We start from the raw sequence: 22,584 nt of genomic DNA, 5'->3' as shown, positions 1-22,584 counted from the left end.
CGCCTGCCCCCGTGGCGCCCCGTCGAACTCCGGATACCCGTCCAACGTCGCGGGTCCAGCGCGCGGAACACGGCGCCACACCGCCACCGTGCTTGGGAAACGTCAGACCCCAGGGGTACGATTCTCCTCACGGTCGCCGCGAGGACACGCGGCACGGAGGGGATATCAGTGGCGGACCTCGCGGACGGTGAGCAGGCGGAGATGAAGGGCTCGGGCGCCAAGCCCTACATCCTCAAGAACACCGGAGGTGTCTACTCGTGTTCCTGTCCCGCGTGGCGCAACCAGTCCATCGGCATCGAGCGGCGCACCTGCAAGCACCTGCGCAAGCTGCGCGGTGAGGACGCCGAAGCCGCCCGCGTCGGCGGCGCCGAGGCCCTCCCCAAGGCCACCCGCGTCAAGACGGCGAAGGAGTCCGAGTCCGGCGAGGACGCCACCGAGAAGGCTCCACCGCTCCTGCTCGCCCATCCGTGGGAGAACGACGTGGACCTCACGGACTGGTGGATGAGCGAGAAGCTCGACGGCGTGCGCGCGTACTGGGATGGCAAGCGCTTCTGGTCGCGCCTGGGCAACGAGTTCTTCGCGCCGGACTGGTTCACCGCGGGCCTGCCGGACTTCCCGCTGGACGGAGAGCTGTTCGGTGGCCGCAAGCGCTTCCAGCGCACGGTGAGCGTGGTGCGCCGGCAGGACAAGAGCCAGGACTGGAAGGAGCTGCTCTTCGTGGTGTTCGACGCCCCGAGCGTGGACGCGGCCTTCGAGCAGCGGCTGGAGCACTGTCGCAAGTGGGTGGATGACACGAAGCCCGGGTACGCGCGGTGGCATCCGCACGAGCGCTGCCAGGGCACGGCGCACCTGCGCGCGGAGCTGGAGCGGGTGGAGGGCCTGGGCGGCGAGGGGCTGATGCTGCGTCAGCCGGGCTCGCGCTACGAGGTGGGCCGCTCGCACACGCTGCTGAAGGTGAAGAGCTTCAAGGATGACGAGGCCGTGGTGATTGGCCATGTCGCGGGCGCGGGCCGGCACAAGGGGCGGCTGGGCGCGCTCGAGGTGGAGCTGCGCAACGGCAAGCGCTTCAGCGTGGGCACGGGCTTCTCCGACGCGGAGCGCGCCTCGCCGCCGGCCCTCGGCACGCTCATCACGTTCCGCTACCAGGAGCTGTCCAACGACGGCGTGCCGCGCTTCCCCTCGTACATCGGCGTGCGCATCGACGCGGCGCCCTTCAAGGCGAAGGGCTGAGCGCCGCCCGCACCGACGGGAGTCTTTCCACGGGGTGACAGGGCCCACGCGGGCCCTGTCCGCTCGCGGATGGGCGGAGCGGCCCCTAGGGGCGAGCCTCCGGAGGAGGACCGGTGCGCAGGGACCCCGGTTCATAGGGTGGCGGCGCCCGAGGGCGCGCGAGCGGCCCGGGCTACCTCTTGCCCCGAGCCGTCCCATGTCGTCCGCCGCCTCCGAAATCGCGCCCACGTGTGCCGTGCATCCCCTGGAGGACTCCGTCTTCGTCTGCGACCGGTGTGGCAGCTTCGGCTGCGCCGGCTGTCGCGCCCACCCGGAGGCCGCCCGCTGCGCGCCGTGCGTACGTCGAATTCGGGAGGACCCGACGGCCATGGCCCCCACGCGGCTCCTGCGAGATGCCTGCTCGCTCCTGCTCCAGCACCGGGTGCTCCTGGCGGGGCTCTTCATCCTCCAGTGGCTCTGCCTCATGGGCTCCGGGGCCCTCCTCCACCTCACCCAGAGCACCTTGCCCGGCATCACGTCCCTGGTCGCGGCGGAGCTCGGCCTGAGCATCCTCCTCATGCGCGCGGTGACCCGGCGGCTGCGCGAGGAGGCCGGGCTGCCAGCCCCGGACGTCAGCTCCCCATGGGTCGTCCTCGGGCGCATCCCCCTCCTGCTCCTGACGTACGTGTTGACGTTCCTCGTCGTCCTGGGGGGCTCGTTCCTCCTCGTGCTGCCAGGCGTCTACATGGCGCTCTGCACGAGCCTGGCCCCCGCCGCCGTCGCGGTGGACGGCAAAGGTCCACTCGCCGCGCTCCGGTTCTCCTATCAACTCGTCCGAGGCCATCGCAGGAGGCTTCTCAGCGCACTGCTCCCAGTGCTCATCCTCATGCCCCTCTCGGACACCGTGGGCTCCCTCCTCACCGACGCGACGGAGCACCTGCCGGCGCCCTTCTCCTTCGCCGCCAACCTCGTCGCCACCTTGATGGTCATGGCGTCGGTGAGCCTGCACCAGTTCGTCCTGGTGCTCGCCTACCAGCGACTGCTGGAGCGACAGCCCGTGTCGCGGTCATCCCCGGAGAGCGCCTGACGGCATCCCCCGTCGGGCCCGAGTCGCTCGCCTCCATCGAAGGTGAGCGACTCGCATCCCACTCCCGGCGACTACTTCGTGGTGTATCCACCGTTGACGAGAATCGTCTGGCCCGTCATCCACCAGCCCTCGGTGACGAGGAACCGGATGAACGGAACGATGTCCTCGATGTCGGTGAGGCCCGTCTTGGAGAACCTCGACAGCGCCGCCGCCGTCTTGTGGTAGGTGACCGCGTCCTCTCCCTCCGCCGGGTAGAAGAAGGGCGTGTCCATGGGGCCCGGGCCGACCGCCGTCACGGAGATGCCCCGCTCGCCGAACTCCTTCGAGGCCGCCCGGGTGAAGTGCTCGACGGGGGCCTTCATGCCCGCATAGGTCGCGTAGAAGGGCGTGTATGCCCCCAACAGGGACGTGACGAGCGTGCAGACCTTGCCGTTGTCGTTCAGGTGCCGCCCCGCCTCCTTGAGGAAGAAGAAGGCCGTCTTGGCATTCACCGCGCTCATCTCGTCGAACTCCGCCTCCGTGGTCTCGACGATGGGCTTCTTGAGCACCTTTCCCACGGTATTGATGGCGATGTCCGGCCTGCCCACCGCGGCCCTCGCCTCCGCGAAGAGCTGCTCCATCCCCCGGGCGCTCGTCAGCTCTCCCTGGAGAGCCACCCCCTTGGCCCCCGCGGCCTCGATGGCACGCAGCGTCTGCTCGGCGGCGCTCCTCGCGCTCGCGTCGTGGTAGTGAATCACCACCGCCTTGGCCCCATGTCGCGCCAGGTCGCGAGCCATCAACCCGCCCAGGTTCTTGGCGCCCCCCGCGATGAGGACATTCTTCCCTTCGAGACCATGGATGCTCATGGATGGGCCTTTCTCCAACAAGCGCACTGCCCGTCGGGTGGCAGTGGATGACGGGGCACGTCCCATCACCGCCGCGAGCCTCCGCGCTTCACCCCGCTGCCTCAATGCGCTGGGCGAGCGAGACAGACGTCCCGCAGCCGACACGCCCCCGCCCATGCGGGCCAGGCCCCGAGAGCCCCTCTGTGCGCTAGCCGTCATCCCACTCGTGCTGCCCCGGAGGCCTCGTCACACCGGCTCCCGCACCCGGTATACAGCCAGGTGTCGCCCCTTCCGCCCCCGCGGGAGCCCCCGAGCGAGGTGACCATGCACTGCGAGCGCTGCCTGTCGGAACACTCCGATGCACTGCCATGCCCACCCGCCGCGCGTCGTCACGCCACCTCGCGCACAAGCCCCCATCGCCCCATCACGCGGACTCCCGCCCCCTGTGACGTGCGCATCCAGCATCCCCAGGGCCTCGAGGCCCACCGCGTCGAGGTCTGCAAGGGCGGCCTGTTCCTCGGCTGCGAGGAGCCCTTCCCTCCCCTCTTCACACGGCTGTCATTGACGCTGCGCCTGGACGGCGAGGACTTCACCTGCGAGGGCGAGGTGGTGCGTCACGTCGACACCGCGCACGCCCGCACCTGGGGCTCCACGGCGGGCATCGGCGTGCAGCTCCAACCCACGCCTCCCCGGCTGCGCGAGCTGCTCTCCCGGCCCCACGCCCCAGAGGACGCCGTCACTTCACCGTGAACACCCGCGAGGCGCCGTAGTACGGGCGCACGCGCGCATCCCAGCCGGACTTCCACTCGCCCTCGTGGAGGATGCGGTACGTGCCCGGCGCGGCGTCGCGCGGGATGTGCCACTCCACCGTGACGTGCGAGCACCCCAGCGTGGGCACACAGCTCTCGCGCTCCCAGCGGTAGCGCGTCTCCCAGTCACCATCATCCGCCACGTCCACCCACGCGCCGATGGAGCCCTTGCGCTGCACGCGCAGATACGTCCCCTCCAGGCGCAGGTCGTTCTTCGGATGCGCGCCCCAGAACGTGACCTTCACCGAGTCCCCGCGCGCGTACGACGCCTTCGCGTCCGTGATGACGTCGCCGAACGACACCCAGAGCAGCTTGTCGTCGTACACCACGCCGGGCTGGAGGCTCGCCTGGATGAAGCGCAGGTCCGTGGGCAGGGGCCCCGGAGCAACCGGATGCCCCTCGCGCATCCCCACCGCGAGCGAATCGAACCCCTGCTGCAGCGCCGCGAGCGTCCACGGCCCGAAGTGCGTCGACGCCCCCTCGTAGGACTGGCGCGCGTACTCCTCGCGCGTGGCGACATAGCCCGCGTAGTCGTTGGCCAGCCCCACGATGACCACCTCCGTGATGCCCCGGGGCGAGAGCCGCTCCAGCACCGTCCGACGCAGCCGCCGCCCCGCCATCGTCGTCACCTCGAACGGCACCGCCACCAGCGCGAGCGGCCCCACCGTCACCAACTGCAGCGGCAACACGTCCGGGCTCCACGGGTGCGGCAGCATGGCGCCCATCTCCAGCACGATGGGCTTCTCGCCCTGACACGGCGTGGTGGTGAGCGCGCAGGTGAACTGGCTCCACAAGTCATGGATGACGGCGCACGACGCGCCCTCCACGCCATAGCCGGGCCCGTCCTCCGCGCCCGCCAGCATCGACAGCCCAATCGCCGCGGGACACGTGCGGCGCGGCCTCCCATCCGCGTACTCGGGCGCCACGTCCACCGCGTCCATCTTCACGAAGGTGTGCCGGAAGTCCACGCCCCCCACGAGCGGCGTCGTGGCCCGGGCCCACAGCCGCGCGGCGAAGTCGTGCTGCTTGCGCGCGGACAGCTCCGTGTCCTCGAAGTCGTCGGCCCCACCGCCATTCGTGCCGCCCAGGATGTTGGGCGTGACGTCCCCCGCGTTCGCCTGCGCGAAGGCCGCGACGAACGTGTCCCCCTTGTCATGCGCCTTCTCGAACCAGTACGAGGCCAGTCCCTTGTTGTCCCCGCTGATGAGGTGGTTGTCGTTGCCCATGGACGTCGCGTGCACGGCGAACCAGTTGATGAGCCCCACGTCGCCGCCTTGCGCGCGCGTCAGCCGCAGCAGCGTCATCCGCGTGTCCACGTCGTGGGCGTACCGGGCGCGCTCGGCGGGCGGGTTGAGCCGGTAGGCCTCCGGTGAGCGGTTGCGGCTGGCCCCCACGAGCTCCCCCGCTTCCAGCCGCAGCGTCCCCTCGCCCAGCCGCGAGTGGGCCCGGGCAATCGACGTGACGATGCCGGAGACGATGGCCTCGAAGTTCTGCGGCACGAAGCCGAACGTCGTCAGGTTGTACAAGGTGTGGTGCGAGAAGCCGCCCGGCCCCGAGTGCGTGTGCGTGGCGCCGAGCAGCACGTTGTCATTCGAATACACGGCGCCGAAGCGGGCGCGCAGCCGCTCCACCACCTGCGTCTTCACCGCCTGGAACATCATCCCCAGGTCCGCGCTGACGATGGCCACCCGTCGCCCGTTGCACGGCGAGACGATGACGAAGGCCCGCGAGCGCAGCCGCTGGTGCAGCCCCGCGGTCTGCTGCGAGAGCTGCCCGTAGCCCATCATCCCCACCTCCGCGGCGGGGCCGGTGATGTCCCCCAGGCCCGCGCCCACCAGGAAGCGCGTGTTGCCCTCGCAGTCCCCGGGCCCCGTGCCCGGAGCGGCGCCCCAGGCCACCGTCCCCCAGACCAGGACCCATGCCAGCACCAGCCGGACCGGGTGTACGCGCATGCCTTCCTCCAAGGCGCCCGAGGTCGCCTTCGCCAGGGTGGAGCCTCGTCATAAGGACTCGCGCGTCCGTCCGCCCCCGTCCAGCCACTTCGCGTCAGAGGATGACACTCCGCCCCACCGCCACACGCAATCCACACTGCCAGTGCAACCCAATGGCAGTCATGGAGCCCCCCACCGGGCCCCACCCGCACCTGACCCGCGCAAGGCATACCTGCGGCAATCCCTGAGACGCCCGCACGTCCGCAGGCCCCGCCCGTATCCGACCAGGAGTCCACACAAGCCCCCGTGGATTCAGGGCTTTCAGCCGCGAACACTCCACCCCGCACCGCGACGCGCGGATGGAATTATCAGCAGACACTGCAAATCAATAACAGCCAACATTCGTCGCCAGGAATCCCATGTTCGGCGGGAATCCACTTTACTGCGAGTGAACCCTCGATATATCCCGGGGCAGCGAAACCCAGCAGCCCCAGCCTCCAGGAGCGAGCCATGAAGCGACTGTCGTATCTGGTTGTCCTCGCGTGCGCGGTGCTTTCCACGACGGCGTCGGCGCAGCTGTCCACGCGCTGCTTCACCGACGACCAGCTCACCACGTACACGCTGTCGCAGGGTCGCAACAACTGGTCCTTCCGGTGCGGCTACATCACCCAGGCCAAGCGGGACTTCCTGAACGCGGAGGGCGAGTACCAGGTGTACGCGAGCGGCTGTTACTCCTTCGCCGCCACGGGCCCGACGGCCACGTGCTCCTTCTTCATCCCCGCGGACGAGAACGCGCCGTGCATCGCCGGACTGGTGAAGCTGGGCACGTGCGTGACGGGCTGCTACACGGCCAGGGAGAAGGTGTCCTTCGGTGGTGAGTACTGGCCCATCGCGGATGCGTATGCGTCCGGCGTGCGCACGGTGACGGCGCTCACGAAGGACGCTTCGCTGGTGGCGCCCACCACGGGCGAGCAGGCCATCCGCGCCTTCGTCGCCGGCGAGACGGTGGAGGACGTGTTCGCGCTGCAGACGGTGGACGGCCGCCGCGTCGAGGTGACGTCCGAGCACCCCATGGTGCTCGCCACCGGTGAGATGGTGAAGGCCAAGACGCTCCAGGCGGGCGACGTGCTGCTCGGCGTGCGCGGCGAGAAGGTGGAGCTCCAGGACGTCTCCGTCTTCCGCTACGAGGGGACCACCTGGAACGTGCAGCCGCTCAGCAAGGAGAAGATCGAGAACGTGCTGGACGTGGAGGGCCTGCTGACGGGCTCGGTGCGCTTCCAGAACGAGTGGGCGGACGACCACTACCGGCTGTCGGTGCGTGACGAGGCCAGCGTCGACGGCCTGTAGTCCCGCGCACACCCTGTCTGGACCTGCGCGAGGGCCCCCCAGGGGGGCTCGGGTCGGGGCTCTCGCGCTTCATCGTGCTCGTCACCTCACGACAAGGACGCCATGCGAAGCATCCCAGGATGGTCCGCGCAGCCGCTGGCAGGTGTTCTCACACGGGTGGTCTGGGGGCTGTGGGCGCTCGGAGCGCTCGGCTGTGGCCCCACGGTGGAGCCGGAGGGCGCCCTCGACGCGCTCGACGCGCAGTCACACCCGTTCGTGCCCCTGTGGCCCGAGGGTGACTTCTCCGCGCGGGTGACCCGCTACGAGTACGACTTCGCCACGCAGACGGGCGAGGCGAAGTCCACGCTGTACCTGGACGTCGCGCCGCCGGGCGGTGACTGCTTCGTGGTGAACGCGCCCCAGGGGCTCACGGGACTGCGCTGGAACGACGCCGAGCCGACCCGCTCGGAGTCCACCGAGCAGGGCATCCGCGTCTGCGGCCGCGGCCAGTTCGCGGGCCAGGTGAAGCTGGAGGCGCGCTACACGGTGCCCCTGGAGACGTACGACTTCACCCAGGTGGGCTTCTCGCGCCGCACGGACAGGGCCGGCAACACCTTCTCGTATCTCTTGAGCTGGGTGGAGTCGTGCGACCGCTTCGGCCCATGCGACGACCGCACGGACCAGCTCACGCAGTACGTCTTCACCGTGAAGCACGCGACGGGCGAGCGGGTGCTGTGCCCGGGACAGCTGACGCGCCCCGACAGCACCACCACGAAGTGCACGCTGACCGGGCTCACCCAGGCTCCCACGTACTCGTCCTTCGCGGTGGCCTCCAATCCCGCGTGGCGCTCGAGCACGTTCACCGAGCAGTCCAGCAAGTTCAAGGTCGTCTTCCACGAGGTGGCCGGCGGCAAGCTCGCCTCGTCGCTGGTGGCCGCGGACGTCAAGGCGTACCTCAACTGGGTCATCGGCGAGCTGGGCCCGCTGCCGTACGGCACCGAGCTGCGCGTGGCGGGCGCGCCCACCGAGTGGCTGGGCGTGGAGCACCCCGCCAACCTCATCCTGCGCGAGGACCTGCCGGACCTCCGGCGCGACTACGCGAACATGACGATGCACACGCTGATGCACGAGGTGGTGCACCAGTGGGCGGGCAACCGCACCACGCTGTCGAGCCCGTTCGACTTCGTGTGGAAGGAGGCCATCGCCGAGTACCTCACGTACCGCTACGAGCGCCTGGGCCGCCCCGCGGGCGAGGCCGAGCAGACGCGCGCGTACTGGGACCGGCTGGCGCGCACCGCCGCGTACTACCCGCAGCCCGAGGACGACCCGGCCCCCGTCTTCCTCTCCTTCGCGTCGGACGTCTACGGCACCGGGCCCATGCTCCTGTTCCTCCAGCTGGAGCCGCTGCTGGGCGAGAACATCGTCCTGCAGGCCATCAAGAACTTCCTGTCCGTCCCCGGGGACCGGAGCGTCGCGGACCTGCGCGCCGCGCTGGAGCAGGCGTCCGGCGAGGACCTGGGGCCGTACTTCGACGCGTGGGTGTACGGCGGCGGAGACCCGGACTGGCCCTTCTTCGAGGTGAGCCATGCGCTGGAGGAAGGCGAGCTGACCCTCACCGCCGTCCAGCGCTCCGTATCCGGCACGCGCTACCCCGTCTCCGTGGACGTCCTCGTCGAGGGCGCCACCGAGCGCAGGCGGGTGACGCTGAACTACGGGCTGTCGCCGCAGTCGGACACGCTGAGCGTGACGGTGCCCTTCCCGGAGCCGGTGGTGCAGGTGACGGTGGACCCCGAGAACCGCGTGGTGAACCGCCGCTTCCTCGGACTCGACGCCGAGCCGGCCCCCCCGCGCTGGCTGTTCTGATTCCTTCAAGGAGTGGAGCCATGAACGGACTTCCCGCCGACAATCCCCGGCCCCCAGCTCCCCGACGCTGGCGATGGATGGGACCGGGCCTCGCGCTCGTCGTGCTCGGGGGCACGGGCCTGTATGCGCTCGTCCATCCGCGCTCGCCCTCCGCGCACGAGCCCGCGCCGACCGAGCCCCGCGCTCCCGCGTCGCATACCGCGCCCCAGGCCACGCGCACGCTGTCGCCGCGCCCCACCGCGCCCACGGCCCGGGCCACGAGCCCGGAGGCGGCTGCGCCCACGGACGACGCGGAGCAGAAGACACGGCGCGAGGCCGCGCGCCAGTCCGCGCGTCAGTACCGGGCCGGGCGCTTCAACGCGTTCTTCCGCAAGGAGGTCTTCGTGGAGGAGCTCGCGCGCGACGGGGCCTCCCGCATCGACGGCCTGCGCAGCGAGCTGGCGGACCCCACCGCCCTGCAGCAGCTCCCCGCCGACGCGCGGTTCATGGAGGACAAGCCGGAGCCGGTGCTCGAGCGCATGGCGATGATTGACCTGCTCTTCGAGCTGGCGCCGAACGAGCCCGCCGCCCGCGACGCGATGACGTCGCTGGCGCTGTCGCCCATCGACAGCGGCCTGTCAGATTCGGTGAAGAAGGGGCTGGTGGGTGAGAAGTACGATTTGCTCTTCCGCCTGGCGCAGGTGGACCGGCAGCTCGCCGTGGACACGTACACACGGCTCGACAATCCCCGGCTCAAGAGCCTCCTGAGGGAGGCGCTCATGGCCGGGCTCGCGGAGTCGGGGGCCAGCCCCGCCGAGGTCCAGCGGATGACCGCGCACCTCTAGTCCGCCATCGGACTGGACCCATCCCCATGGGTCCCGCAGTGCCAGCGCCGTCGGCCTCCGACGACGACACGACACGTCCGTCCCTTTCCGCCCCTGCCGCGCGAGCGCAGGCGTGGGAGGCCCGCACGCGCTGGAGCCATGCAGAGCAGCACCTACCCGCAAGACAAGGAGCGCGTCGTGACTCGGACTTGGAAACTGGGATTGATTGGGGCGTGCTGTGCCATGTGGGGCGCCGCTTGCGGCGAGGCCCCCGTGGACCCGACCCGGGACAACACCCCGGAGACTCGACAGGCCGCGCTGGCGGCGCTGGGCCGCGTGGAGGTCGTCGACGCGGGCCGGGACGGCACCCCGAGCTTCATCCGCGGCTCGCTCGGCACCGTGGACCGCTCGCTCGTCTCGCTGAAGGCGGCGGACGCGCTCGCGCCCGTGCTGCGCACCCTGGCCCCGGTGTTCGGCCTGCGCGCCGAGGAGCTCACGGTGCGCAACAGCCGCACGGACGAGCTGGGCTACACCCACGTGCGCTACGACCAGATCCGCCACGGCGTCCCCGTGAAGGGCGGCGAGCTGGTGGTGCACGTGGACGACAAGGGCCTCGTGTACGCGGCCAACGGCTCGGCGCGGGGCGCGGGGGAGCCGTCGACGCTCGCGCGGCTGCCGCTGCACGCCGTCACCGACGCGGCGCTGGAGGGCCTGGACACGCTGAAGGTCGAGGGCGAGCCGCGCTTCGTCTACTTCCTGGGCGCCGAGGGTCCGCTGTCGGCCGCCTATGAAGTGCTGCGCGTGGGCACCCGCGAGGACGCGCCCGCGAAGGACCGCGTCTACGTGGACGCGTCGTCGGGCCGCGTGCTGGACGTGCACCCGCTCATCCACGGGGGGCTCAACCGGCGCGTGCACTCGGCCAACAACCAGTGGACCACGCCCGGCACCCTGCGGCGCCAGGAGGGTGGCGGGGCCACGGGCGACGCCCACATCGACCGGAACTACGACCACATCGGCACCACGTACGCCTGCTACGAGACCATCTTCGGTCGCGACTCGTTCGACGACCGGGGCGCCACCATCACCAGCACCGTCCACTACGGCTCCGCGTACGTGAACGCGTACTGGGACGGCATCCAGATTGTGTTCGGGGATGGCGACAACGTGAACTCGGGCCAGCTCGGGTTGGACCTGGACGTGGTGTCGCACGAAATCACCCACGCGGTGACGCAGTACGAGTCGGGGCTCGTGTACCGCAACGAGTCCGGCGCGCTGAACGAGAGCCTGTCGGACATCGCGGCGGCCATCTGCGAGAGCTGGGCGCGCGGCGGGGCGCTGGACGCGGACGTCTGGAAGATTGGCGAGGACATCTGGACGCCGAACATCTCCGGGGACGCGCTGCGCTACATGGACAACCCCACGCGCGACAACTCGTCGCGTGACTACTACCCCGAGCGCTACACGGGCACCGCCGACAACGGTGGCGTGCACTGGAACTCGGGCATCCCCAACCTGGTCTTCAAGCTGCTCGTCACGGGCGGCACGCACCCGCGCGGCAAGTCGGCCGTCAACGTGGGCGGCGTCGGCATGAACCGCGCGGCGCAGACCTTCTACTTCGCCGCGACGACCTACTTCACGTCGACGACGACCATGTCCCAGGCCAAGGCCTACACCGTGCAGGCCGCGACGGACCGGTACGACGCCTCGGTCGTGAACTCGGTGCGCGACGCCTGGAGCGCCGCGGGCGTGCCCTGACACGCGGCACCGAGCGGAAGTCCCACCCCACCACCTGAAGGAGAACCCATGAAGAACGTCTTCATCGCAGCCGCAGTCTTCTCAATCTGTCTGTCGAGCACGGCCCTGGCGCAGCTGTCCACGCGCTGCTTCCAGGACGACCAGCTCGTCACCATCGACCTCGCCCGGGGCCGCAACGCCTGGGCGCGCAAGTGTGGCCTCATCACCGCCTCGCGCGAGGCGTACCTGAACACGGAGAACGAGTACCAGGTCTTCACCAACGGCTGCTTCGCGTACCCGGCGGTGCCCGCGGGCTCCACGTGCACCTTCCACGTGCCCGCGGACGAGGCCTCCGCGTGCATCACCGGCCTGAACAAGCTGGGCACCTGCGTGGCGGGCTGCACCACGCCCACGCAGAAGGTGGCCTTCGACGGCCGCATGCTGCCGATTCCGGAGGCGTACGCGTCCGGCGTCACCACCGTCACGGCGCTGAGCCCCACCTCCGAGCCGGGGCTCCTGCGCTACGGCGAGCAGACCATCCGCAGCTACGTGGCGGGTGACACGCAGGAGGACATCTTCGCCCTGGAGACCCAGGAAGGCCGCCGGCTGGAGGTCACCGCGGAGCACCCGATGGTGCTCGGCGACGGGACGATGGTGAAGGCGCGCACGCTGCAGGCCGGCGACACGCTGATGGGCGCCGACGGCAAGCCGCTGCACCTGACGCGCGTCACCGTCTTCAGCTTCAAGGGCCAGGTGTGGAACGTCCGGCCGGAGAGCCAGGTGAAGTTGGAGAACGTGATGAACGCGGAGGGCTTCCTCACCGGCTCCGTGCGCTTCCAGAACGAGTGGGCGCAGGATGACTACCGGCTGTCCTTGAGGGACGAGGTCGACGTCGGCGGGCTGTAGTCCCCACACCGTCCGTCGTCACGGGGCTCCGGTCAGCACGGCCGGAGCCCCGCCTCCCTGACACGTCAGGGGATGTTGCAGGGGTACTCGGGCAGCAGGCAGGAGCCGGCGAAGCCACAGTCCTGGCTGCACGTGTAGGGCGACTCCCTGGAAGAGCAGAGTCCGTCGCCGCAGAAGCCGCAGTCATCCAGGCACGAGCCCCAGCTCTCCGTGCTGGCGCAGTAGCTGTCGCCGCAGTAGCCGCAGTCGTCCAGGCAGGTGTACACGCTCTCCGTGCCGTTGCACGTGCCGTCACCACACGCCGTGCCGCAGTCCGCGGGGCACGTGGCGGTGGACTCTCCCGCGCCGCAGACACCGTCACCGCAGGGGTTGGGACAGCCGCAGTCGACGGGACAGGTGTACACCGTCTCGCCCTTGCACTGGCCGTCGCCGCAGTAGCAGTCCGACGGGCAGTTGACCTCGGACTCACCGCCGTTGCAGGCGCCGTCTCCGCACACGCTCGCGGGGCCGCAGTCGTAGGGGCAGCTCCACGGGCTCTCGGAGGCCGCGCAGTAGCCGTCCCCGCAGACCTCGCAATAGAGCAGGTTGCACTGGGGCAACATCGGGTCGACGTCCGAGGTCTCCTGGAGCGGCACCATCGGACAGGGGCAGTAGGGCAGCGCCTGGGACGCCTCGCCCAGCTCCGACTCCACCGGCGCGACGGGGCCACAGGCCGCGAGCCACAGCGCCACCACCGCGAACCTCGCCGCGCTCATGTCGGGCCCGCCGCGTCCCGCGAGGCGTCGCGAGCGGCGGCGAACCGGAGCCACGCGGGCGGCCATGGCGCCTCGAGCGTCTCCAGATAGGCGAGCAGCCCCTCGCGCGGAGCCTGAGGCTCACGGTGGGCCACGCACGAGCCGAGGTTGATGAGCCCGGACACGCACGGCGCGCTCGCCGACACGGGCACGAAGTACTGACAGTTGTTCGTGGAGCAGGGGTACTGGAAACAGCCGTTGGCGAAGACCTGATACTCGTTGTCCGCGTTGAGGATCGCCTCCTTCGCCGCGGAGATGTAGTTGCACTTGCGCGCCCAGGCGTTGCGTCCGGCGACCTGCTGCGGCGTGAGGTTGTCGTCCCCGCCGCATCGGCCACTGAGCTGCGCCCAGGCGGGGCTGGCGAAGCCCGCGGTGACGAGACAGATGACGACCCAGAGCTGCTTCATGCCAACCTCCTCGAGGGATTCACTGCGCGAGCCTCAACGGCGCGGGACACGGACGGTGGAGCCCAGGAGCACCTCCACCGAGTCGCGCGTCGTCCAGGCCAGGTCCGGGAAGCCGTCCTGGTCCAGGTCCTCCGCGACCAGGGAGGAAGGCGTCGTGCCCGCGGCCACGCGCGTGGGCGCACCCAGCCCCCCGGCCTCCTCGCCGAGCAGCAGGTAGACGCCCCCCTCGAGCCCCGCGAAGGCGACGTCCTCCCGGCCGTCCTGGTTGAAGTCCGCGACCACCAGCTCGCCCGGCGCGTCGGCGGGGAGGGAGGACACCTCGGTGAAGCCGCCCCTTCCGTCCCCCAGGTGCACGGAGAGGTAGCCGGAGTCCGAGACGCTGTGCGAGATGACCAGGTCCAGCAGGCCGTCCCCGTTCACGTCCAGGGACACGAGGCGGAAGGGCTCATCGTCCGCGGAGCCGGCGAAGCGCACGGGCGCCGCCGCGGACAGCTCGCCGCGCTCCGTCGCGAGCAGCACGTCCACCGTGAAGCTGTTGGTGTTGAGCACCAGCACGTCGGGCCGACCATCCGCGTTCACGTCCGCGAGCACCAGGTCTCTCGGCAGCCCCGTGACGGAGTGGGGCACCGCCGCGCCGAACGTGCCGTCTCCCTTCCCCTTCAGGAAGGTGATGTTGAAGTACCCCCCCGAGCCCGCGTTCTTCGTCATCGCGTCCACCAGCCCGTCACCGTCCAGGTCCGCCACGCGCACCTGCTGCGAGTGATTGCCCAGCGAGTGGGGCACGCCCTCGCGGAAGGTGCCGTCCTGCGCGCCCAGCCGCACCGTCAACGCATTGGCGAAGTGGCCGACGATGAGCAGGTCCGGGCGACGGTCCGCGTTCACGTCGCTGACCGCCACGTCCATGGGCGTGGTGCCCGCCGACAGACAGCGGGGCGCGGCGAAGGCGCCCTTCCCCGCTCCGTCGAGGATGCAGACCTGCTCGGTCTGCGAGGCGACCAGGACCAGGTCCTTCACGCCGTCCCCGTCGACGTCGGCCGTGTGCAGCCCGCGCGCCTGGGTGCCTCCCGCGGCGTGCGTCACCCGCGCCTCGGTGAAGCCCAGCCACTGAACGTCCGGGAAGCCCCGGGGCGAGATGGTCGAGGACGAGCACGCCAGCAGCGCGCAGCAGGCCCACCCGAGAGAGAAGTACCGGAACATGTCGGCTCCTAGGGCCGGAGGTCGGGAATCGCGAACGGGTCACCCGGCAGCAGACGTCCGGGGACCGCTTCACGCGGGCAGGCGTGCCGGGCCGAGACGAGCGTCGCCGTATGACATGCCCCCGCGCAGGAGCCGGGGCAGCCACAGTCCACGGGGCAGCTGTTCACATCCTCCGCGGTACAGACACCGTCTCCGCAGAAACAGTCGACGGGACAGGTGGCCTCGGTCTCGTCCTGGCAGACCCCGTCACCGCAGCCCAGGTGACAGCCCGCCATGCAGGAGTCCTGGACCGACGCCGAGCGGGCCGCGGGACAGCCCCGCATCGCCTGGACGCTCGCGCCCAGCACCAGGGGCGGCGGCGCCTGCTCCCGGGAACCACAGGCCATCAATCCCAACACGGCGACGACTCCCCACCACCCGCTCCACCTCGACCTCGAGGGCGCTTCAAGCTCGCACACGGGGAGTGCGAGCTGACGATAGCGATGTGGCTTCATCGGGTCAGCCCCCCACCGACGGGTTTCGCTATATCCTCGGGACCTGGCCGTTCCCGACCCAGCAATCACAAGCGTGGTTTGGGTGCCGTACCCAAGTCAAGGAATCGTCCCGGGGGACTCATGCGCCGCAAGCGGCTGAACGTCGTCGCGTTGGCAGCCGTCCTGCTCCTGGCGGGACTGGGTGGCGTGTGGTGGAAGAATGCCACCGACACGACGTCTTCCGACCCCACCGTCGCCCACGTCCGCGCGAAGACGCATACCCTCCCGAGCCCCGGCGCGGCGCCCTCGGAGCCGCTCGCGCCACGAGGCTCCCGGAGCTGGGCGCCGGGCACGCTGCACCGTCACGCGCTGACGTTGGGGCTGACGATGTCCTTCACCGGACAGCCCGCGTCCCAGGGCGGCGCGCCGCCCGGCATGCGCATCACCCTGAAGGGCGAGTGGGACGAGGGCCTGGTCTCGGCGGAGGGCGCGGAGGTCATCGTGCGCCTCCAGCTGCGGCCCACCGCCTTCACGCTCGACGTGGAGGGACAGGGGGCGCTGTCGCCCGAGACGCGGCAGGCGATGGAGGCGGCGCTGTCGCAGCCCTTCTTCGTGACGCGGGACGCGCGCGGCGCGGTGACGCTCACCCACTTCGAGCAGGGCGTGGACGAGCTGGCGATGGGGCTGCTCCGCTCGGTGGTGGCCACGTCCCAGTTCGTGCGGGAGGGCGCGCCCACGCCGACGTGGCGGACCGAGGAGCAGGACACCTCCGGCCAGTACTCGGCGGAGTACCAGCGCCAGGGCGAGCGCCGCTTCGACAAGCGCAAGCGCGAGTACACCGCCGTGGCCACGCCCCAGGGGCTGCAGCCGCTCGGGACGTCGCCGCGCATGAGCGTCAGCGGGGGCGCCACCTTCGAGCTGGGCGAGGACGGGGGGCTCCAGTCGCTCCAATCGCGCGAGCAGCTCACGGTGGAGTCCGGCCAGGGGATGCCCACGGTGACGAACGCGATGGAGCTGACGCTGCGGCTGCTGGAGCGCCGCCAGGAGCCGACGCTCGTGGGCGCCTTCGCCGCGCGCTCCGGACGCCTGCGCGCCGCCGCGCTGGCGAGCTTCCAGGGCCAGGCGGCGGACCCGCTCGCGCACCACCGGCAGGTGCTGGGCAAGCGCCGCCTGGAGGACATCCTCGCGGACCTGCTCTCGCTGCCGTCCGACGAGAAGGCCCGCGACGACGCGCGCACGCGCGCCCTGGAGCAGCTGCGCGCGCTCCTGCTGCTGCGCCCCGAGGAGGCCGCGCGAATCCCCGCGCTGCTGCGCACCCAGGGCCTGTCCCCGCTGGCCGCCAGCTCCATGCTGGGCGCGCTCTCCGCGGCGAGCACGCCGGAGTCCTTGCGCGCGCTCGTCCAGGCCACGGGGGACACCGCGCTCACGTCGGACGTGCGCATGGACGCCGTCTCCGCGCTGGGCATGGCGGACAACCCCATCCGCGAGGGCGTGGACACGCTGCGGCAGCTGTCGCGCACCGATGACCCCAAGCTGCGCGGCACCGCCACGCTGGCCCTGGGCAACGCGGCGCTCCAGATGAGCGACACCGCGGGCCGCGACGCGGAGGCGCTCGTGCAGGAGCTGAAGAACGACTACCGCGCCGCGCGCGACGCCGAGCAGCGCGCCCTGCTCCTGCGCTCGCTGGGGAACACCCGCTCGCCGGGCGCGCTCGACACGCTCACCGAGGCCCTGCGCTCCGACGCCTCCCGGGTGCGCGAGGCCGCGCTCGTCGCGCTGCGCAACATCCCCGGCCCGGAGGCGGACCGGCTGCTCGTGGAGCGGCTGGTGAACGACACCGCCTCCGAGGTGCGCCGCGCCGCCGTCTTCGCCTGCGGCTTCCGCCCGCTCGAGCCGCTGCTGCTCCCCGTGCTGGGGCAGGCCCTGCGCGAGGACCCCTCCGATGGCGTGCGCTCCGACATCCTCCAGCTGCTCGGCCAGCACCGCCACGCCACCCCGGGCGCCCTGGCCCTGCTGCGCTGGGCGAGCCAGCACGAGAAGAACCCTGATTTGCGACGCATGGCCAACACCTACGTGGAAACCCCGACGACGCCCCAGCCCTGACACCTTGGGGTGAGCGTTCACCCGCTCGGTGGAGGCAGCGAACACATCTGCCGAGAAGACGACGCTGCCCCCGAGGGCAAGAGGACACCCTGCCTCGCCGCGGTATCCAGACCCGGCAACGGCGCGAGGAGCTCGGGGCATGCGAATCACGGCTGGAGCTGTCGCGGCCATGGCGGCATTCGGACTGGCGAGCTGTCAGGACGGCGCCGAGCGGAGCCGACCCGAGGCACGGCCGGACGGAGGCACACCGTCTCGTGGACACCACGTCGTCGTGGTGGACGAGTCACCCGCGGCGAAGGAGCTTCAAGCCATCAGCGAAGTGGAGCGACTCGGAGGCAGCATCACCATTCCCAATCGCGACGGGACGACGAATCGCATCGTCTCCCGGGTGGAGGATGGGGGTGCGCGATTCGTCGAATACTACAACGGTGAAAGCACCCGTCCGGTACTCACCATACGACGCGAGGGAGACCTCACCACTCACTGGGGCGACTACGACGAGGACTCTCGAACCGACTCCTTGTATGACCTCTCGTTCGACGGCGGCGTGATGGTGCAACTGTGGCTCGAGGACACGAATGGAGACGGAGAGTTCGACCAGCGCCGGACCCAGCTAGGCTCCCGTCAAGACATCAGAATCATCCGAGAACGACTGGTGTCGCTGGATGGAGGCGGGCGCGGCTGGCGGGTGGAGTCCGACAGAGAGGCTCCAGCCATTCAGCCGCACCCCGAAGAGGAGCGGGAAACCCACTGGAGCGCTGGCACGCGTTGCGACAGCATGGCCGGTTTCCCGGCGGACATGACGTCGACGACGTCGGTGGCCTCGATGCCCGCCGTCAACATCGTCACCGGGACTTCGCCCGGGGCCTGCACCAGCGAGCAGACGGCGAAGCTCATCGAGGCACTCAAGCAGATACCGGATTCAACCAAATGCCTGGGGGCGACCAACAGCACTCTCGGGACAATGATGCAGTCCGCGCTGGCCTCCGACATCAAGACTTTCATCGGGTGTGGAGGACAGTGCCCTGGCATTCGCGCCGCAACCGACCCTGGACCGCCCTCGAGACTGGATGAGCTGCGCTCTGGCCCCTATCGGATGAACCTCGCGCCCTACGTCGTCGCCGGACAGGGGCTCGAACGGACGCTCTTCCATGAGTTGCTGCACTGGAGCACGGGCCTGCACCACGAAGAAGGAGACAACGGGACGGACCAGGTGTGGTCGTGCGCCCGTTTCTGCAGCCGGTGCACCACCGCTGGGTTTGGGGGAGGAGACCCGGCTGCTGACTGCGCCCGATGCGCGGCACGAGACCAGAAGCTGTCGTGCGGATGGAAGATGGTTGAGGCGAGCATGGGAGGGTGCGAGGACTTTCTTGCATGGATCGGCCGAGGCGTGACTGACCCAGTCTTGACCCAATGCCGCCTGACAGACACCGTCTACGCGCGCTGCAACACATGCAACGTCGCGCACTGGTCCTACTGCGACGGGACACAGATTCCGGTGCCTGCGGGATACAACGGGTACAGCACCGCCTACAGGTGCTGCACGGGATGCTACGTCGGCACGCCGGTGCGGGACTGCGCCAACGTCCCGTCGTTGCCCATCGACACTACGACGTGCCAACTCCCCATGGCATGCGCTACGCCGTAGCCGAGCAGCCCCGTCCGTGCATCGCCCGCCCACCGAGGGCGAGCGAGTCCGAACGTTCCACGGTGAATGGGTACCCCCTCATCACACCTCAACCCTGACGAGCGTGAGAAGGCAGACACAACGCCTCACTCCGGGGTGAGGCCGCCGCTTTCAATCACATCCCCGACTTCACTCGGAGTAAATAGACCTCTCCATCCACCCCTCGGGAGGTCCCCATGAACAGGGCGGTATCGCGCGCGCTCGCGCTGATGCTGGTCGTCGTTCCAGGGCTCGTCGCGGCGCAGAGCTACGTCGACTCCACGCCGTACGTCGTCCAGCCCTCGAAGTACCCCTTCGTCACGTATGCGCCGGGCTACACGTTGAATGACAAGGTGCCCTGGGAGTCGCAGGTGGCGCCCTTCTCGCCGGCCGCGAGCTACAGCGTCACGCAGGAGTACGCCATCCTCCAGGACGAGGCGAACCGCACGGGAGGCCAGCTCCAGTACGACGCCACGGACTTCACGCACAACATCGACATCCAGCAGGCCACGATTCCGGAGGCCTTCACGCCGATGGTGCCGCCGCCCACGGAGATCATGCCGTGGACCAATCCGTCGCAGACGTTCAACAAGTCCTACGTGCGCACGGAGCGCTTCGGCAACAGCCTGTTCGGCGCGGGCTATCACCTCAACGCCGTGCTGACGGCGGAGACGGCGACGGTCAACGCGGACAAGAAGGTCGTGGCCGTGGCCGAGGGCAAGCTGTTCGCCCAGGTGTTCTCCTCGGAGCACGACCTGGTGCGCGGCCGCGCGCAGGTGGTGGGGCAGAACGGGGGCGACAACAGCGGCACCGCGGCCTTGTACGTGGTGGGTCAGGAGGTGTGGTCCACGCCGCTGTACGCCACGTACGCGCCGCCGCCCATCAACTGGAGCCGCACGTTCTTCTCCGCGTCGAAGACGTTCATGATTGGACCGGTGCCCGTCACGGTGAAGGGCTCGCTGTCCGGCGGCGTGAAGCTGACGGTGCACGGGCTGGTGGGCCCCACGGTGGCGCGGCTGTCGGCGACGCCGGGGGGCTGGTCCAACGTCACCGCGTCCGCGTCGGTGGACGTCATCGTCGTGGCCATCGGCGTGGAGGGGACCCTGGCGCTCATCAACGCCACGCTCCCTGCCTCCGGCGAGGTGTTCTGGCCCGTGTGCTCGCTCGACTGGAAGCTGCGCACGGACCTGGACCTCAACGCGCTGTCCGGCACCCTCAAGGCCTACGCGAAGGTGCGCGTGCTCTTCTTCAAGAAGACCTGGTGGATCACCATCGCGCAGTGGGCGGGCATCACCCACAAGATACCGCTGCTCGGCGTGGAGGGCTCACAACCCCTGGGCGTCTGTAGTTAGGGGCCCGCCAGCTCGTTCATGATGAGCAGGCCGCGTGACGTGTCGACGACGTACACGTAGCCGTCCCCCGGAATGCGGATGCCGATGGCGCCCTCGAAGACGTCATCGGTCCGCTCCGGGTCCGTCTCGCGGTGCGTGTTGTAGTAGGCGATCTGCCGGGGCTGCGTGGGGTTGGACACGTCCAGCACCCGCACGCCCTCCTGGTACCACGCGACATACAGGCGTGAGCCCACCAGGAGCATGTTGTGGATGGACGTGGTGGGGCGCAGCCGGAACTCGCCAATCTTCACGATGTTCGCCGGGTCGGTCGCGTCCAGCACGCGCAGGTGCGCGCCGTGGTTCTCTCCGCCCTCGAAGACGAGGGTGCGGCCGGCGAAGGTGCCCACCGCGTTGTGGTGCGCGGTGGTGTTCGGGTACGTGTACGTCCCGAGCAGCGGCATGGCGTCCGGGTTCGCGACGTCGACCACCTTGAGGCCGCCCTCGAAGTGGCTGATGTAGAGCCGGCCCTGATAGGCGAAGGCGTCATGGGCGCCGTCGTAGGCCCCGGCCAGGGGGAACGCGAGCCGCTGGAGCAGCACGGGCTCGAGCGGCGTGGACACGTCGAACACCAGCGTGTTGCTGGAGGGCCACAGGCCCATGCCGTAGAGCCGGTCTCCGTCCACCAGCACGGTGTGCACGGCGTAGGGCGCGTTGGAGGGCACGCGGCGCACGAGCTTCGGGTCCGCGGGGTCGGAGATGTCGAAGACCACGATGCCGGTGTCCTGGCTCGCGACGTACAGCGCGTCCCCCTTCACCCACACGCTGTTCCAGAGCTGGTCGTCCGGCAGGCTGATGACCTTCTTCAGCACCGGGTGGCTCCGGTCCGTCACGTCGAAGACGGTGATGCCGCCGGGCTTGCCGGGGCGCAGATACGCGTTGGCGGAGACGACGTAGGCGTGGTTCTTCGCGACGTAGATGTCCAGCGGGGTGCCCTGCGCGACGTACGTCTCCGACACGAGCGAGAGGCCACCGGAGGACTCCTCCTCGCCCTCACGCCACAGCATGCGGTCGGCGTGCGCGGTGGCCCGCTGGGTCACCCGGCCGTTGGTGCACCGGGCGAAGCAGCCCGTGAAGGAGCGGTGGTCCGGCGCCTCGCAGCCGGCCAGCACGGTGGTGGTGCTGCCTCCGTCGCGGCCCACGGTGTGGATGCCGAGGAGCAGACGGTTCGCCTCGCGCACTTCATGGGTGACGGGCGCGTAGTAGAACTTGCTGGGGCCGCCGTCGCCGACCAGGTCCATCGTCACGGTGTAGTACGAGCCCACCAGGCCGCCGTCCGGCTGCGCGGTCTCCCGTCGCAGTCGCGTGTGGAAGATGCCGTCCGCCGGGACGTTCGCGAGCGTCGAGGTGTCGCAGGCGGACAGGTCGAAGACGGACGGGTCCAGGCATCCACCGGCGGGGCTCTCACCCACCTGGGGGACGACGTCGCAGGGCGCGAGCGCCCCCGGGTCTCCCGTGCCGTCGCCGAGCTCCTCGAGCACGGTGTACGTGCCATCCCAGGGTGGCGACCCGGCGTCGGGGGTGCCCGAATCCACGGGCGAGCCGGCATCGGGTGGGGGGTCTGACTTGTCGCGGCAGCCTGGGGATGCGCAGAGAAGCAGACCCCATGTGACGGAGAGCACCCAGGACGAGCGGAGGAACAAAGGCATCGGGAGACCTCGAGGGGATACGCCACGCAAGAGTGCGGGCAACGAATCAAAGGGGCGGACCCGTCGGATTCGCGTCGCGCGCGGAAACAGTTGCGCCGTGGAGGGGAACCGCATGCGCGTGCCGAAAACGAGCACGTCGACAGCCCTGGTGGTGTCACGGTTGCATGTCGAGCCACCCGCGACCGCGAGGCATGACGCGAGCGCGCCCGTGTCATGGAGCGCGCTGTCCCACCGAACATCGGGTGAGGCGACGAACCACCCAGAAGGATGACTCGACTCCTGCGCCACGCGAGCGGTGTCTCACCGCACGGGATTGCGCAGGCTCCGTCCAACGACAGCGCGCGAGGTGACGAATCACCGGGCAGGCTTGCTCAGGTCTCGACGACTCGCCGCGCGAGGTGGCGTGTCACCGGAC

Annotated in this window: 18 protein-coding genes; 11 read left to right on the top strand and 7 right to left on the bottom strand. The window is 70.1% G+C overall.

All coding sequences use genetic code 11. The annotated features are described in order from the left end of the window. The first annotated feature begins 168 nt into the window (after positions 1–168). Positions 169–1,230, top strand: a complete 1,062-nt coding sequence (locus K8640_RS23890; protein ID WP_223749160.1) for a DNA ligase — start codon at positions 169–171, stop codon at positions 1,228–1,230. Between the two features lie 196 nt (positions 1,231–1,426). Continuing rightward, positions 1,427–2,296 (top strand): hypothetical protein, encoded by an 870-nt coding sequence (locus K8640_RS23885; protein ID WP_223749159.1) that lies wholly within the window; start codon positions 1,427–1,429, stop codon positions 2,294–2,296. 71 nt (positions 2,297–2,367) lie between these two features. Here K8640_RS23885 and K8640_RS23880 read toward each other — a convergent pair whose 3' ends face one another. Beyond that, a complete protein-coding gene (locus tag K8640_RS23880; RefSeq protein ID WP_223749158.1) occupies positions 2,368–3,141 on the bottom strand; it encodes an SDR family oxidoreductase in 774 nt (257 codons plus the stop codon). A 429-nt stretch (positions 3,142–3,570) separates the two neighbouring features. On the opposite strand from K8640_RS23880, the gene K8640_RS23875 reads away from it, so the two are divergent. After that, the gene (locus K8640_RS23875) at positions 3,571–3,870 is read left to right on the top strand and encodes a PilZ domain-containing protein (RefSeq protein WP_223749157.1); all 300 of its coding nucleotides are present in this window, start codon (positions 3,571–3,573) and stop codon (positions 3,868–3,870) included. On the opposite strand, the gene K8640_RS23870 is transcribed toward K8640_RS23875, so the two are convergent. Next, positions 3,857–5,881, bottom strand: coding sequence for a neutral/alkaline ceramidase (locus tag K8640_RS23870; RefSeq protein WP_223749156.1), 2,025 nt, complete (start codon positions 5,879–5,881; stop codon positions 3,857–3,859). The two genes, K8640_RS23875 and K8640_RS23870, sit on opposite strands and share 14 nt — an antisense overlap. Before the next feature lie 489 nt (positions 5,882–6,370). On the opposite strand from K8640_RS23870, the gene K8640_RS23865 reads away from it, so the two are divergent. The 5 genes from K8640_RS23865 (at position 6,371) to K8640_RS23845 (ending at position 12,492) form a co-directional block, all read left to right on the top strand. Beyond that, positions 6,371–7,207, top strand: a complete 837-nt coding sequence (locus K8640_RS23865) for a Hint domain-containing protein (protein WP_223749155.1) — start codon at positions 6,371–6,373, stop codon at positions 7,205–7,207. Positions 7,208–7,309: 102 nt separating this feature from the next. After that, a complete protein-coding gene (locus tag K8640_RS23860) occupies positions 7,310–9,049 on the top strand; it encodes a M1 family aminopeptidase (protein WP_223749154.1) in 1,740 nt (579 codons plus the stop codon). 20 nt (positions 9,050–9,069) lie between these two features. Next, on the top strand, positions 9,070–9,873 hold the full coding sequence (locus K8640_RS23855) for a hypothetical protein (RefSeq protein WP_223749153.1): 804 nt from the start codon (positions 9,070–9,072) through the stop codon (positions 9,871–9,873). Positions 9,874–10,125: 252 nt separating this feature from the next. Further along, positions 10,126–11,607, top strand: coding sequence for a M4 family metallopeptidase (locus K8640_RS23850; protein WP_223749152.1), 1,482 nt, complete (start codon positions 10,126–10,128; stop codon positions 11,605–11,607). A 48-nt stretch (positions 11,608–11,655) separates the two neighbouring features. After that, the gene (locus K8640_RS23845) at positions 11,656–12,492 is read left to right on the top strand and encodes a hypothetical protein (protein ID WP_223749151.1); all 837 of its coding nucleotides are present in this window, start codon (positions 11,656–11,658) and stop codon (positions 12,490–12,492) included. Between the two features lie 65 nt (positions 12,493–12,557). Here K8640_RS23845 and K8640_RS23840 read toward each other — a convergent pair whose 3' ends face one another. The 4 genes from K8640_RS23840 to K8640_RS23825 are packed head-to-tail and all read right to left on the bottom strand — an operon-like array spanning position 12,558 to position 15,288. After that, positions 12,558–13,247 (bottom strand): hypothetical protein, encoded by a 690-nt coding sequence (locus tag K8640_RS23840; RefSeq protein WP_223749150.1) that lies wholly within the window; start codon positions 13,245–13,247, stop codon positions 12,558–12,560. Then, complete coding sequence (locus K8640_RS23835; protein WP_223749149.1) at positions 13,244–13,693, bottom strand: hypothetical protein; 450 nt, start codon at positions 13,691–13,693, stop codon at positions 13,244–13,246. Before K8640_RS23835 ends, K8640_RS23840 begins: the two co-directional genes overlap by 4 nt. 33 nt (positions 13,694–13,726) lie before the next feature. Further along, complete coding sequence (locus K8640_RS23830; RefSeq protein ID WP_223749148.1) at positions 13,727–14,890, bottom strand: VCBS repeat-containing protein; 1,164 nt, start codon at positions 14,888–14,890, stop codon at positions 13,727–13,729. Positions 14,891–14,898: 8 nt separating this feature from the next. Then, positions 14,899–15,288: a hypothetical protein gene (locus tag K8640_RS23825; RefSeq protein WP_223749147.1), complete on the bottom strand. Its 390-nt coding sequence runs from the start codon at positions 15,286–15,288 to the stop codon at positions 14,899–14,901. A 216-nt stretch (positions 15,289–15,504) separates the two neighbouring features. On the opposite strand from K8640_RS23825, the gene K8640_RS23820 reads away from it, so the two are divergent. The 3 genes from K8640_RS23820 (at position 15,505) to K8640_RS23810 (ending at position 20,484) form a co-directional block, all read left to right on the top strand. Then, on the top strand, positions 15,505–17,466 hold the full coding sequence (locus tag K8640_RS23820; protein WP_223749146.1) for a HEAT repeat domain-containing protein: 1,962 nt from the start codon (positions 15,505–15,507) through the stop codon (positions 17,464–17,466). A 139-nt stretch (positions 17,467–17,605) separates the two neighbouring features. Next, the gene (locus K8640_RS23815) at positions 17,606–19,114 is read left to right on the top strand and encodes a hypothetical protein (protein ID WP_223749145.1); all 1,509 of its coding nucleotides are present in this window, start codon (positions 17,606–17,608) and stop codon (positions 19,112–19,114) included. A 215-nt stretch (positions 19,115–19,329) separates the two neighbouring features. Beyond that, a complete protein-coding gene (locus tag K8640_RS23810; RefSeq protein WP_223749144.1) occupies positions 19,330–20,484 on the top strand; it encodes a hypothetical protein in 1,155 nt (384 codons plus the stop codon). Here K8640_RS23810 and K8640_RS23805 read toward each other — a convergent pair. Further along, positions 20,481–22,001, bottom strand: coding sequence for an LVIVD repeat-containing protein (locus tag K8640_RS23805; RefSeq protein WP_370640386.1), 1,521 nt, complete (start codon positions 21,999–22,001; stop codon positions 20,481–20,483). The two genes, K8640_RS23810 and K8640_RS23805, sit on opposite strands and share 4 nt — an antisense overlap. Positions 22,002–22,584: the final 583 nt, after the last annotated feature.

Source organism: Myxococcus sp. XM-1-1-1 (genome assembly GCF_020037095.1).
Lineage (GTDB): Bacteria > Myxococcota > Myxococcia > Myxococcales > Myxococcaceae > Myxococcus > Myxococcus fulvus.
This window is presented reverse-complemented; position numbering and strand designations above follow the sequence as displayed.

Bases quoted from the DNA above. Each gene is read 5' to 3' on its own strand.
- K8640_RS23885 (WP_223749159.1), top strand. From the start codon at position 1,427: ATGTCGTCCGCCGCCTCCGAAATCGCGCCCACGTGTGCCGTGCATCCC.
- K8640_RS23880 (WP_223749158.1), bottom strand. From the start codon at position 3,141: ATGAGCATCCATGGTCTCGAAGGGAAGAATGTCCTCATCGCGGGGGGC.
- K8640_RS23870 (WP_223749156.1), bottom strand. From the start codon at position 5,881: ATGCGCGTACACCCGGTCCGGCTGGTGCTGGCATGGGTCCTGGTCTGG.
- K8640_RS23865 (WP_223749155.1), top strand. From the start codon at position 6,371: ATGAAGCGACTGTCGTATCTGGTTGTCCTCGCGTGCGCGGTGCTTTCC.
- K8640_RS23860 (WP_223749154.1), top strand. From the start codon at position 7,310: ATGCGAAGCATCCCAGGATGGTCCGCGCAGCCGCTGGCAGGTGTTCTC.
- K8640_RS23855 (WP_223749153.1), top strand. From the start codon at position 9,070: ATGAACGGACTTCCCGCCGACAATCCCCGGCCCCCAGCTCCCCGACGC.
- K8640_RS23845 (WP_223749151.1), top strand. From the start codon at position 11,656: ATGAAGAACGTCTTCATCGCAGCCGCAGTCTTCTCAATCTGTCTGTCG.
- K8640_RS23840 (WP_223749150.1), bottom strand. From the start codon at position 13,247: ATGAGCGCGGCGAGGTTCGCGGTGGTGGCGCTGTGGCTCGCGGCCTGT.
- K8640_RS23835 (WP_223749149.1), bottom strand. From the start codon at position 13,693: ATGAAGCAGCTCTGGGTCGTCATCTGTCTCGTCACCGCGGGCTTCGCC.
- K8640_RS23830 (WP_223749148.1), bottom strand. From the start codon at position 14,890: ATGTTCCGGTACTTCTCTCTCGGGTGGGCCTGCTGCGCGCTGCTGGCG.
- K8640_RS23820 (WP_223749146.1), top strand. From the start codon at position 15,505: ATGCGCCGCAAGCGGCTGAACGTCGTCGCGTTGGCAGCCGTCCTGCTC.
- K8640_RS23815 (WP_223749145.1), top strand. From the start codon at position 17,606: ATGCGAATCACGGCTGGAGCTGTCGCGGCCATGGCGGCATTCGGACTG.
- K8640_RS23810 (WP_223749144.1), top strand. From the start codon at position 19,330: ATGAACAGGGCGGTATCGCGCGCGCTCGCGCTGATGCTGGTCGTCGTT.